The organism is Flammeovirga sp. SJP92 (assembly GCF_001583495.1).
Taxonomy (GTDB): Bacteria; Bacteroidota; Bacteroidia; order Cytophagales; family Flammeovirgaceae; genus Flammeovirga.
Genome location: NZ_LQAQ01000099.1, coordinates 153,984 through 167,741 on the forward strand (window position 1 = coordinate 153,984; position 13,758 = coordinate 167,741).

General features: G+C 35.2%; 11 protein-coding genes. All 11 read left to right on the forward strand.

Annotated features, from left to right (window positions below; translation table 11 throughout):
- The 11 genes from AVL50_RS25845 to AVL50_RS25900 all read left to right on the forward strand — a co-directional run bounded on the left by AVL50_RS25845 (position 1) and on the right by AVL50_RS25900 (position 13,631).
- On the forward strand, positions 1–723 hold the full coding sequence (locus AVL50_RS25845) for a TIGR00730 family Rossman fold protein (RefSeq protein ID WP_062619857.1): 723 nt from the start codon (positions 1–3) through the stop codon (positions 721–723).
- 274 nt (positions 724–997) lie between these two features.
- On the forward strand, positions 998–1,918 hold the full coding sequence (locus AVL50_RS25850) for a lytic transglycosylase domain-containing protein (RefSeq protein ID WP_062619859.1): 921 nt from the start codon (positions 998–1,000) through the stop codon (positions 1,916–1,918).
- A 29-nt stretch (positions 1,919–1,947) separates the two neighbouring features.
- Positions 1,948–3,264: a ribosome biogenesis GTPase Der gene (gene der / locus AVL50_RS25855; protein ID WP_062619861.1), complete on the forward strand. Its 1,317-nt coding sequence runs from the start codon at positions 1,948–1,950 to the stop codon at positions 3,262–3,264.
- Between the two features lie 286 nt (positions 3,265–3,550).
- Complete coding sequence (locus tag AVL50_RS25860) at positions 3,551–4,030, forward strand: hypothetical protein (RefSeq protein ID WP_062619863.1); 480 nt, start codon at positions 3,551–3,553, stop codon at positions 4,028–4,030.
- An 11-nt stretch (positions 4,031–4,041) separates the two neighbouring features.
- The gene (locus AVL50_RS25865; RefSeq protein ID WP_062619864.1) at positions 4,042–5,112 is read left to right on the forward strand and encodes a hypothetical protein; all 1,071 of its coding nucleotides are present in this window, start codon (positions 4,042–4,044) and stop codon (positions 5,110–5,112) included.
- Between the two features lie 162 nt (positions 5,113–5,274).
- The gene (locus AVL50_RS25870; RefSeq protein WP_062619868.1) at positions 5,275–6,261 is read left to right on the forward strand and encodes a M28 family peptidase; all 987 of its coding nucleotides are present in this window, start codon (positions 5,275–5,277) and stop codon (positions 6,259–6,261) included.
- Between the two features lie 204 nt (positions 6,262–6,465).
- Positions 6,466–7,149, forward strand: a complete 684-nt coding sequence (locus tag AVL50_RS25875; protein WP_062619869.1) for a DUF2490 domain-containing protein — start codon at positions 6,466–6,468, stop codon at positions 7,147–7,149.
- 602 nt (positions 7,150–7,751) lie between these two features.
- The gene (locus AVL50_RS25880) at positions 7,752–9,920 is read left to right on the forward strand and encodes a hypothetical protein (protein ID WP_062619870.1); all 2,169 of its coding nucleotides are present in this window, start codon (positions 7,752–7,754) and stop codon (positions 9,918–9,920) included.
- 452 nt (positions 9,921–10,372) lie between these two features.
- Complete coding sequence (locus tag AVL50_RS25890) at positions 10,373–11,776, forward strand: RtcB family protein (protein ID WP_062619875.1); 1,404 nt, start codon at positions 10,373–10,375, stop codon at positions 11,774–11,776.
- 5 nt (positions 11,777–11,781) lie between these two features.
- On the forward strand, positions 11,782–12,432 hold the full coding sequence (gene prfH / locus AVL50_RS25895; protein ID WP_063850928.1) for a peptide chain release factor H: 651 nt from the start codon (positions 11,782–11,784) through the stop codon (positions 12,430–12,432).
- A gap of 254 nt (positions 12,433–12,686) precedes the next feature.
- Positions 12,687–13,631, forward strand: a complete 945-nt coding sequence (locus AVL50_RS25900) for a hypothetical protein (RefSeq protein WP_157491550.1) — start codon at positions 12,687–12,689, stop codon at positions 13,629–13,631.
- Positions 13,632–13,758 lie beyond the last annotated feature (127 nt).

Genomic DNA, 13,758 nt, shown 5'->3' on the forward strand with positions numbered 1-13,758 from the left:
ATGTCAGAAGAGAATAAAAATGAAGAAGAGAGAATCAGAGAGGCGTTTATCAAAAAGGACTGGTCTGAAATAAAAAGTGCCAACTCATGGGTGATCTTTAAAGTAATGGCTGAATTTGTAGATGGATTTGACAAGCTGGCGAAAATTGGCCCTTGTGTTTCTATTTTCGGATCAGCAAGAACTGCCCCTGATCACAAATACTATAAAATGGCAGAAGAAGTAGCCGGACTTTTAGTTAAACATGGTTATGGTGTAATTACTGGCGGTGGACCTGGTATTATGGAGGCTGGTAATAAAGGTGCTTCTGAAGCTAATGGTAAGTCCGTAGGTTTGAATATTGTATTGCCATTTGAACAGGACGGCAATCCTTATATCGACAGAGATAAGATGTTGAACTTTGATTACTTCTTCGTAAGAAAAGTGATGTTTGTAAAATATTCTCAAGGCTTTATTGTGATGCCAGGTGGATTAGGAACTTTGGATGAGCTGTTTGAAGCTTATACTTTAATTCAAACGAAGAAGATCGGACGCTTCCCAATCGTATTAGTAGGAGTAGACTACTGGCAGGGTTTGATGGATTGGATCAAGTCAACATTGCTTGAGAAAGAAAAGAATGTAAGCCCAGAGGATTTAGACTTGATTCACCTAGTGGATACACCACAAGAAGCAGTGAAAATAATTGAAGACTTCTACGGGAAATATCTATTATCTCCGAATTTCTAGAATTTCAATTCAACAAAATAATAATGAGGTTGTTATACAATAAATTAAGTATGGCAACCTTATTTTTTTTACCTTTGCACCTCTTTTGGGAAAAGATCAGTGAATATTGTAATACCCCAACAGGATATTTATTTCAAATAAAGACTTGCAAAGTTTGATAAAAAGAAGGATTCTCTAAAGAATATTTGTTAACTAATGCATTTATATTCAGAACTTAAACAGAATAATTCGACCTTTGTGAGTTAGTATCCATTATCGTGTTTCTTAAGTCAATATGAAATCATTTTTATGGTTCCTTTTAGGAGCAATTTCCGTAGCACTGTTAACGTATGCTCCACAATTTATTAGTCCGAAATCTGAGGTGATTACAGAAAAAGTGATTGTGAAGGAGTTGGAAGCCAACAGTTATGAGTTGCCAATGCCTGAATCATTTTCTTTTTGCGATGAAAAAGTACCTCTTAATGATCCGGACGTTTATGAAAGGTTCGATAGAGAGTTGTATGTGAACTCGTATTGGCATTCGCATACGATTTTGGTACTGAAAAGAGCGGAGAGATGGATTCCGAAAATTGAAGAAATCTTGAAAGAGGAAGGTATTCCGGATGACTTTAAATATCTTTGTATTATAGAAAGTGATTTGATGCTGAATGCTCGCTCTTCAGCAGGAGCAGCAGGTTTCTGGCAGTTTATGCCTTCAACTGCAAGGGAATACGGATTGACGGTCAACAAAGAAGTAGATGAACGCTACAATGTTGAGAAAGCAACAAGAGCAGCGTGTGTTTACCTCAAAAAAGCCAAAGAAAAGCTAGGTACTTGGACATTAGCAGCGGCGGCGTATAACAGAGGACCAAGCGGTATCGCAAAAGCACTCAAGGATCAGAAAGTAAGCAGTTACTATGATCTGTTATTAAATGAAGAGACTTCAAGGTACATGTTCCGTATCCTGGCCTTGAAAGAAATCATGTTGGAACCGGAGAAATATAGTTTTGAGCTTTCCACACATCAGTTATATACTGAGGAAGCCATTAAAACTATGAAAATAGATACATCTATTCCTGATCTAGCTTCTTTTGCAAAAGAACAAGGAATAAATTATAAGATCTTAAAACGCTATAATCCATGGTTGAGGTCAAATAAGTTGACCATCAAACGTGGAAAAACATATATCATTACGCTACCGAAAGTGTTAGGGTAATTCGAAGTTTTGAAAAAGGTAAATTCTCAATGAAGAAGAATACAAATATTGTCGCAATTGTAGGTAGACCAAATGTTGGTAAATCTACTTTATTTAACCGTCTTGTTGAACGTCGTGACGCTATCATGGATAATGAAAGCGGAGTGACACGTGATAGACATTACGGAAAGGCCGAATGGACGGGAAAAAATTTCACTGTAATTGATACAGGTGGATATGTAGTAGGTTCAGAAGATACATTTGAAGGTGCCATCCGTGAGCAAGTTCAAATCGCTATTGATGAAGCTTCTGTATTACTTTTTGTAGTAGATGTGGAAACAGGTTTAACAGACTTAGACCGTGATTTTGCTGATTTATTACGTAAAAGTGATAAGCCAATTTACTTAGTGGCGAATAAAGCAGATACTTCAGAGAAAGTATTACATGCTTTTGAATTCTATGAACTTGGAATGGGTGAGCCTATGGCTATTGCATCAGCTTCAGGTTTTGGAACGGGTGATCTTTTAGATGAAGTAGTTTCTCATTTCCCTGAAGAAACTGAGGAGGAAGAAGAAGAAGAAATTCCAAGAATATCAGTAATTGGTAGACCTAACGTAGGAAAATCATCATTAGTGAACTTATTACTTCAAAAAGAAAGAAGTATTGTAACTGATGTTGCCGGTACTACAAGAGATGCTGTAGATGCAGTATATAAAGCATATAATAAAGAATTCATCTTAACAGATACTGCAGGTCTTAGAAGAAAGACGAAAGTAAATGAAAATATCGAATTCTACTCTGTAATGCGTACCATCAAAGCGATTGAAAGATCAGATGTATGTATCGCTATCTTGGATGCTACAAGAGGGATTGAATCTCAAGACTTAAGTATTATCAACCTTGCTTTGAAAAACAAGAAGGGTGTGGTAATCATGGTCAACAAATGGGACTTGATCGAAAAAGAAACAAACACAGCCAAGGAATTTGCAGAAGAGATCCGTCAGCGTTTAGGTGGCGCGGCTTACTTGCCAATTATCTTTACTTCGGTACATGAAAAACAACGTATTGCCAAAGTGATCGACAAAGCGATTGAGGTATACGAAAACCGTAAGATGAAGGTAATGACTTCTGTACTGAACGAAGTGTTAGGAAAAGAGATCGAACGTAGACCACCTCCATCACATAGAGGACATCACATTCAGATCAAATACATTACGCAATTGCCAATTCACACACCAGTATTTGCATTCTTCTCTAACTATCCTAAACATGTGAAAGGTCCTTACAAATCTTTCATAGAGAATAAAATTAGAGAGCATTTCGGTTTTGAAGGTGTACCAATGGGTATTGTATTCAAAGAAAAATAAGCAACGGCTTAAAAAGAAAAACTGCTTTGGTTGTGAGATCAAAGCAGTTTTTTTATACCTAATTTTTAAAATACTCTATAGTTGGTATTTTGTATTGCAATATAAATAGAGCTGATTGTTCAGCTGGTATTAGCTTAATCTTTCGTTTTTTCTATTTATTTTTATGTAAGTAGGAGGCTAAAAAGTACATAAATAGTAGAAGTTAATTGGGTGGGTTACTTATTCTTTTTTATAAAAAGTGCTGGTTTGTTTATTACGTTTCGTATTATCCTTATTATATTCGATAATGATCCAAAAAGAGCAAACACTTAAACAATCTTCATTAAGCTTAAACACTAAAGCAAACAAAGAGCTTCTTGAACATCAATTTCTAAAAATAAAAGAAGAGCTTTCTGTATTATTTCAAAAAATCCAAGATCAACCCTTACTAAAAGGGGAAGATCCTGAAATATTGATACAGGAAATGCTAAAGTTTCTTTTTCTTATTGGTAAATATAAAACCAAATTAACACCTTCATTAAAGGTTGATTATGTTTGGCATGAGTTCATACTGTGTACAAGATTTTATATGGAATTTTGTAATCATAATTATGAACGATATATACATCATAGTCCAGGTGGAGAGAAAAAGGAGAATCACCAATTATACATCAAAACTTTAAAACTTTACTTTCTTGAATTTGGAGGAGCACCTATTGATATCTGGGGAGATTATCATCAAGATAATGACCAAGATGCAGATTGTGGTTCCTGCTTTTCATCATAACTTTTACTCTTATGTACTTCGAGGGACAAATTGCCATAGACCCATCACAAGTTTCTGTGATTGAAAAAAGGGTTCCTACCAAATTTTTTAAAAAATTATTCTATTATCTGACATTAGGAAATGCTTCAGATGGTATTGAAAAACAGACATTCACTGCTGTTTCTATCCTACAACAAATTAATGCTGTACTTTTAAAATCAGGAATTGATAATATTGTGAGGTTATCTCATGATGGTATTGATTTCTACCTTGATACAGAAGGAAAAGAGGGAGATTTAAAAGAAGCATTTGATAAATATGATTTAGAAATTGATACTTCTATGTCTACTATCTTTGATCAACTGATCATGGTTTTAGAGCATGAAGATGAAGTATTCAAATATCTAATTAAAGTAACTATTAACCGTACGCATGATGTTGGAGAGTATCCTATTGAATTAAAAATAGATGGTTTTCTTAAGGAGTTTAGTGCCAAAGGAAAAAATCGTTATCAATTAGAAAAAGCACTTAAACCTACCTTTAAAACACAAAAAGTTTACAACAATTATAAATCGCGACGATCAAAACAATTTGAGGCATTCTTAGATGAAATGAAACTTAATTTTAAAACATTGATGAATGTTGATAATGTGATTATTGAGCAGAAAACAAAGGTAGTGGTTCCTACTTCTAGAGTTACTACTCCAAAGGATATCAAATTTAGAGAACGTGATAATGATTATGGTGTTTATTATGGATATCACGGTTTTGAAGATGTTATTTTCTATAACATGTTATGGTCTGCAATGAGTCGCAAATACGGACTTACGATTGAAGACACTTATTATGAAAATGATACAGGAGATCAATTTGGTTTTGTAGAGGAAGCCGATACTTCACGAGACTTCTTTAATGAAGAAATTGGTAGTCGTCATTATTCTTTTAGCTCACTTACAGATATCCCTGACAGTACTAAAACTGACTCAGGGTGGTTTAGCTTTGATGGTTTTGGAGATAGCAGTGATGATTCTGACAATAGTAGTTGTAGTTCATGCTCTAGTTGTAGTAGCTGTAGCAGTTGCGGTTCTTGTGGAGGAGACTAATATAGTATATGCTCTATATCTAACGCTGGTTTAATGATATAATTTAACCCAAATCAAAAGAAGATTACAATTTTTTTCTTATGTAGAGTGAGACAACTTCTATTTATATTACCTTTGAACACCAAGAAAAATTGAATTTTTTTAGTGTAATATTTTATTAGCATGTTTAAGCAAAAAATAATTATTGCCGTGTTGAGTTGTTTATCGTTATTTTCTTGTGGAAATAATGAATCATCATCTTCAACTACGACAAAAGTAAAAGATAAACCTATTCCAACTTTCAACGCAGACTCGGCTTATCAATATGTTCAAGCTCAAGTTGATTTCGGGCCAAGAGTTCCCAATACAATGGCACACGATATGTGCGGGTCTTATTTGGCTAGTGAGTTGATCCGTCATGGAGCAACAGTGATCGAACAGCCTGTGATGGTGCCTGCTTATGATGGCACAACGTTGAATGGAAAAAATATTATTGGAAGCTTTTTCCCTGAACAAAAAACAAGAATTCTTTTAGCAGCACACTGGGATACACGTCAAGTGGCAGATCAGGATACTGTAGATCAGCATGAACCGATCTTAGGAGCAAATGATGGCGGTAGTGGCGTTGGTATTCTTTTAGAGCTTGCAAGACAGTTGGGTACTTCTAACCTTAAACCAGAAGTAGGTATTGATATTATTTTCTTTGATGTGGAAGATTATGGAAGACCAGCTTTTGCAGAAGATCAATCAGGAGATTCTGGGTATTGCTTAGGTTCTAAATACTGGGCAGAAAACCCTCATGTAGAAGGTTACCAAGCTTATTACGGCATTCTTTTAGATATGGTGGGTGGTAAAAATCCTACTTTCTTAAAAGAAGGAGAATCAAGACAATTTGCACCGAGAATTGTAAAAAAAGTGTGGAAGACTGCTGAACGTAAAGGTTTCGGCGGGTTATTTGTCAATCAAGACGGTCCTCAATTAATGGATGATCACGTGTATGTAAACCGCATCGCAAGAATCCCAATGATTGATATTATCGATCTTGATCCTACAGGACAGAGAACATTCTTCCAGCATTGGCACACACACCAAGACAATATGGATGCCATCAGCAAAGAATCATTAAATGCTGTTGGGGTTACTTTACTCCAAGTGTTATATAACGAATAAGGAATTTTAAATTATTATTCTACTAAAGCTACTTTAATCGCATAGGTTAGAGTAGCTTTTTTTGTTTCTTTTGGGTAAGTATTGTGAATGTTTATTTAAAATGACCCAAATATTTAACTGTGCATCGTGTTATGTGAATAAAATATGAATTTTAGGTTAAATTTGTGTTTATTTTTAAACTAAGGCTATTTATAATTTATAGAAATGAAGAAAAAACTAATCTTTATCTTAACTCTATTAATCAGTCAATTCTCTTTCGCACAAGACAATCCATCTTTAGGTTCATGGTATGTCTACAATGGCTTTTATCAATTAAACCCTAAATGGGAATTATTCTTTGAAAGCCAAGTGAGAACTTATGAATTCGCATCAGACGCACAAAGCTTTTTTGTACGTCCGTTTTTGAGTTACTCAGTAGATAAAAATTTACAAATTGGGTTGAGCCAGGAATATCATTCCAATTGGTCTGAGCCTTTTGATGGACAATCAAAAATCAATAGTAGTGAGTATAGAACTACATTGCAGGTGATCAGTAAACAAGCATTCGGCAGGGTACACCTTCAACATCGTTACAGATATGAGTTGAGGTCAATTGAAGGAGACTTTAAAACAAGAGCTCGTTATCGCTTACAGTTTGGTATTCCATTAACGAGTAAGGTCATGGAGAAAGGAGTCATTTTTACCACTTTTGGTAATGAAGTGCTTGTGGATGTAACACCAAGTGCACAATTAAATCAGAACCGAGCTTATGCAATGTTGGGGTATCAATTGACACCTACCTTAAACCTTCAGTCAGGCTATATGTATTTATCGAAAAATGGTCATCCTAATGAACACCGTTTTCAGTTGTTTATCACTCAAAAATTGAAGTTTTATAAAGAAGGATAAAGATCTACAAAAGCATTCAGATTAAGGCTAATTCAATCTCGGTTGAGTTAGCCTTAATTTTTACTTTGGATCAATTTTTTAATCCTAAAAATGCATTTGATAGCGTACTGTCTTGATTTATCAGAATACTAATTCTAAATAGTGAAGGTTTTGATACTCAATAAGAAAGAAATCTATAAAATAAACTTATTATTCGCGGATAATTCCTAATTTTGCGTTAACAAAGCTTAGAACTTAAGATAAATCAAAAATTACAACTATTGTCATGGAACGAACTATTCAGCTCTCTAATATTTACTTGCCAAAAAATACTCTTTTTACGAAGGAAGAGTGATGCTAACACAGCAATATCGGAAAGTCAGCTTACATATTATTTTCAAGATCAGAACAGGTCGTTTTGATGCTTTTATTTATGTAAACAAACTATCATCGCTTGCCTGATTTTAAAATTAGGAACAAGTCTTAAATCTAAATTTTGGAGTAAACATTTACAGTTGAACTGACAAACATCTTCGTTGATCTAAACTATTATTTCTCTCTTCTAAAAGCTCACTAATACGTTTACTCTCCTCTTCTATTTTATAAATTTTAAATTCCAAAAAATGAGACTAAGTTACATATTACTCTTTTTGACCCTGTACACTAACTCAATATTCGCTCAATCCTCACGTCATTGGACAGTTTACGGTCATAATTATGTTTATGAGCAAGGGAAACTTTCTCAAAAAGAAGATCAGATCATTAAAACAGCAAGTTCTATTGCCTCTTTAAAAAGGCTGAGTGATGGAACTATATTAGCAGTGGGAGAAAACACGACTTTACTGCTCAATAATACAAAGCTTGAGGAAGCAGGAAATAATGAATTTACAGATATTTCAGCTACCAAACTTTGTTCTTTATTGAAATCTAAAAAGACCAATTTTCAATACCTTATGGGAGATTGGGATCAATCAGGTAATTTTTATTTTCCCGATTTAAAGGCGGGTTGGAAGATTATCAATCATAAAACAACAATTAAAGGAGACGTAGAAGAAGATGAATGGTCGTTGTATAATATCACAGGGTTGAAGAAAGGTTTTATTGCCGGTCAATTAAAATACATTGAAAATAATGAAGGTAAGAAAACGCCTGCTTACCGTTTGATTCATTTTGATGGAGAAAATGTTACGACGCATAAACTTCCCTCTGAAAAAGATAATAGCCCTTTAATGACGGTGATCGAAGAAGAGCATATTCTGACAGATATTTTTGAAGACAAGCAAGGTAATTATTGGGTGACGGGAAAAAATAAAGTTTTCCTTTTTAAAGAAGGGCAGTTGGAAGAGCAGTTTTCTGTTGATGAAGATGAGATCAAGCAATTTGCAGTCAACAAACATGGTGAGGCTTTAATTGCTTTGTCAAATGGTACTGTGATTACTTATAATATCAGAAGTAAAAAAACAGAATGGCGTTTTGACAAGTCAGAATCCATCATTTATGGTGTTTTGAATACCGAAGGGGTAGAGGTGACAGATATTGAGGTGGATAACCAAAATAGATTTGTGCTATCATCAGGTGTTGTAGCTGTAGAATATCACAACACTAATAACAGTTTTATCACTAAGAAAACCGTAAAAAACGGGGCACTTGTGGTATTTGATTTACCTGCATTTCAATCTCAAAATAGCTTGAGAGTTTTGAATACTTATACGGATAGAGATGCCAAATTTATGAATTTAGTAGGGCAAGATCGATTGACGGACAATTTAGGTAATCAATATATTTTGGCAGTAGATGGAGAGTCTTTTAAGAAAATTGATGCAGAAGGAAATATAAAAGAATTTAATGCCGGAGCATTGACCAAATCCGCAGGCTATAAATATCCAGATGTGAAATTATACCCTCAAAACTGGTCGATCGATAAGAACTCTGGTACTTTGTATTTCTCCACACCTTCCATGAAATACACTTTTCAGATGAAGGTAGATGAATCAATAGAGCAATTGACTTTTGGATTGGACGAACATTGGAACTGTAATAAGGTAAAAAGAATGGTTCATGATCATGTCAATGATGCTTTATGGTTGGTGACTGGTGAAGGATATGTTTATCACCCTATGAATGGAGATAGCATTCAATATTATACAACAGAAGAGACGGGATTGGAAACAGGATATGGCCTTCATCAGTTGGAAATTGATGAAAAAGGGACACTTTGGGTGAGTCACTTAAAAGGACTAGGAGAGTTTAATAAGGATGGATTTAAACTCCATAAAAACCCTGCAGGCGGTTACTTATCCATGTTTATGGTGGAAGATTATCAGGGTACACCTTATTCTATTGGTAAAGACGCCATTTATAAATTGAAGGAGGGAGTTTTCACAGAAGTAGTGCCATTATCTACTTTGCAGAAGACATTGAAAGAACAGTTTCCAGTACAGCTATTATCAAGTTGGGTGAAGCATGTTTGTTTTGATAAATCCAATCAATTATGGGCTACTACCCAAGAAAATAAAATTGTTCATTACGATGGTCAGCAATGGAAGATTTATTCCCCAGAAAACTTTTATGCAGGGAGAAATATAATCAATATGTTCCTTGATCAGCAAGATAGAGTGAGTATTGTAACTGCAGAAAAGCCTGTTTCGGCGATGATGACATCTTTACAAAAAAATCAGAAAAAAGAGGAGCAAATAAAGAAAACGTTTGAAGAGATTTTCCTAGAAAAAGTAGAACAATCAATACAGTTTGAAACTGCTATTATCTTGGTAGATAAGAACTTAGAGTATTAGTGTTTTGGGAATGTTTTTTTGGAAGGAAAGCCGGTTTATTGTTGAAAGTAAGCTGGCTTTTTTTGTATGTATATTTTTATAATTTGAAGCTGAAAAGTAGGGTGTCTGAATTTTCTCTTCCTGTTAAAATTTGCATTACTCACTTATTTTCAATTACCTTTGTGACCGTAAACACACAATTCACTCTAAAACTAAAAAAAGGAGGGTATCATGATGTTGGTCTTTAATTTACATATCGAATCGTAGACTGAAATTCAAAATTTCTTAATGTTTTGAATTCCGCCATCTTTATCAAAAAGCATGGCCTAATCTCTATATCAGTCTATCACCATTTTAATTTAATTTTTCTTATCAGGTTAATTATTTAATCCTGAATCACTGTATACTATTGTTTTTACATAAAAAGTAATACAATATTAATTACAGTGGGTTGATTTGTATATCAAAAAATTATGGGCCAACAGAAACTGAAGGGTAAACACCTTCGTGCCATTCAATATGCTTCGAATAAAGCCATTAGTCTTGCTGTTCAAATAATGGCGAAGCATTATAAACATACCTCAATGCAAGATCAATTAACGTTGCTTGAGGACATCAAAAACAATTATTCGAAATACTTGGAAGATGAAGTACTATCACCAATTGCCAAAGTATTTCAACCAGAAATTAATGTTCAACGAAAGCAGGTAGAACTCTTATCGGAAGCCAAAGATTTTAACGTTTTCGGACGTCAACATATCAGTAGCAATGCCTACCAACAAATGCGATGGGCAATGAAATTACCAGTGGTGCATAGTGGTGCTATGATGCCGGATGCTCACCAAGGATATGGACTTCCTATTGGAGGTGTTTTAGCGACCAATAATGTGGTCATTCCTTACGGTGTGGGGGTTGATATTGGTTGCCGAATGAGTTTGACGATCTATCCGCTTCCAACAAATTTCTTAAAGCGATATGAGTACCAAATCAAAAAAGCCTTAAAGGAATATACCAATTTTGGTACAGGTGGAGAATTGGGTATCGCTCAAGAGCATGAAATCTTGGACCGAGAAGAGTTTTTAGCAACGCCATTATTGCGACAGTTACACGGAAGAGCAGGGAGACAATTAGGAACTTCAGGTTCGGGAAATCACTTCGTGGAATTCGGGACGGTAATGCTTCCAGCTGACAATCCTTTTGATTTAGAAGGAGGTGAATATGTCGGTTTGCTTGCTCACTCCGGTTCGAGAGGGTTAGGAGCTACGGTTGCCAATCATTATACTTCTATTGCTAAAGAAAAATGCCTTCTTCCGTCACCCACTCAAAACTTAGCATGGTTGGATTTGAATACTCAAGAAGGACAAGAATACTGGCTTTCGATGAATCTGGCAGGAGATTACGCCAAAGCTTGTCATGATCAAATACATTATCACTTGGCAAAAGCTTTAGGAATTAAAGCTGTAGCGAAAGTAGAGAATCATCACAATTTTGCTTGGAAAGAAAAGCAAGCAGATGGAACGGAATGTATTGTGCATCGAAAAGGAGCAACTCCAGCAGGAAAAGGCGTATTGGGAATCATTCCAGGCTCCATGACTGCCAATGGCTATATCGTGCAAGGTAAAGGTGAAAATGCCTCTCTTCAATCGGCTTCTCATGGTGCAGGCCGTCAGTTTTCTCGATCAAAAACAAAAGAGAAAATGACGGGGAGTCAACTCAAAAAAATCCTTCAAAAAGAACAAGTGACTTTGATTGGAGGAGGTTTGGATGAATCGCCAATCGCTTACAAGAACATTGAAGAAGTGATGAAAAGCCAAACCAATTTGGTAGATATAGTGGGGACATTTTCTCCCAAAATAGTTCGAATGGATAAAGCGTAGTGAAGATGGGAAAGAGTAATTTAGAATTATTTATTCAGATCACCTCAGGAAGAGGTCCGGCTGAGTGTTGTTGGGTAGTCGCTAAACTTTTGAAAGAAGTATTGGATGATTTGAAGTCAAAAAATATCAATCATCAAGTGCTTTCTAGGTCAGAAGGTCCTTTGCATCATACCATCAGTTCAGTGCTTATTAAAGTAACTGGAAATGATTTGGAAGAGGAACTGAAGGAGTGGAAGGGAACCATTCAGTGGATTGGGAAAAGTCCTTTTAGGAAGTTCCATAAACGAAAGAATTGGTTTGTCGCCATTGATTTCTTCCAAGAAAAAGCGGTCGAAAAATTGAATACCAAAGACCTGCAATTCCAAACATTTAGGGGATCAGGGCCTGGAGGTCAGCATCGAAATAAAGTGGAAACAGCCGTTCGTGTCATTCACCTTCCAAGTGGTATTAGTGTGGAAGTCTCGGATGGAAAATCTCAGCATCAGAACAAGCAAAAAGCATTGGAGAAGATGAAAGAGAAGTTTGAGCTTTTACGCCTTGAACAGACCAAAGAAAAATTGGAACAGCAATGGATGAATCATCTAGCCTTGGAAAGAGGTAATGCAGTGAAGGTTTATAAAGGAACAGAGTTTAGAGAGGTAAGAGGGATGAGGTAAGATGTAAGAGCTGTTTTAGTAAACGTCCAAATTCCACAATTCTTACAGTAAATAAAGCAATCTAATACTATTAAAATTTAAGAATTATGTTTTTCAAATTAATGATCAAAAAATAATGATGGATAAAGTAAACCCAACACCGTTGAGTCTATCACCTCATTAAACAGGAAGGAGAGTACTGATTTGGTAAGGATTGGACTCCCATGTCTTGACGGGCATAAAACATGAAGTCCAAATTGCAATCACAAATCGTTATGCAAACCGATATATTAGAACTTGTTCTAGCATCTACAGATGTGGAACAAAACTATTTTCCATATAAAAAAGAAGAATACGTACGTCATTTTTTAGAAATGGCCATCGCACAAAACCTCAATTCAAAATCTACGCTGAAGAATAGTGCTTTTGAATTTTTATTGAACAAACCTGCTTTTAATCGTTTAACGGCTCAAAGTGGGAATGCTCAGTTTTCAAAGGAGAGTTTAACTTCAGTAGAGGAAGAAAGTTTGAAATATTTCAAAGTCACTTTAGACCGTTGGGGGGAATATGAGAAGCATCGAAATGATGATTGGTATCAAACCTCATTGCCGGGTGAAAACTTGGTTCTTCAGCTGAATTTTGATTTTGAACACGACTTACTTTACAGAAAGAACTTTAAGGTGAAAAAGTGGCATCCTTTTGTAAGTTACTGTCATCCGATATCGAAAAAGAACAATACTATGGCTTGGTCGAGAATTGACTTTAACTTAGATACAGGAGAAGCTTTTATTGAAGAAATTCAGAATGATTGGTTGAGAGATGCTTTAAGTATTCATCGAAAAATAAAATCAACACCAGAGAAAAAACAGAAGAACCATTGGATCACAGATTATGTTTCTTTGGAAGGTTTAGACCGGTACATCACTTCATTAAAAAAGTATAATCAATATTGGTCGGAAGCCATGTTGATGTGTTCTATTCATTTTCTATTGAAAGAAATTGGAGTGGATAAAATCTATTATCACACTTTTGAAAGTGGTAATTACTTTAAGAAGTTAGAGGATTGTCCACCTCCAAAATCATTGTACACCAAACTCCCTCAGAAGTTTGGTTTTAAGAAGACAAAACAGTTTCCTCAGTTTTGGAGAGAAGAGCAATTTCTAAAGAAAAGCATTCGAAATTTCGAAGGTGAAATTTTTTGTTTTGATTTTAGAAGTTAGATAGGAGCCCCATAAATTTTAATGATTTGAAGTTTATGGGGTTTCTTCATATCCTCCCTGGCGCAAGTGTTAAGCCGACAGGCGTCACTTGTGTCTAATAATCGGAAAAGTCTCCAGACTTTCGAAT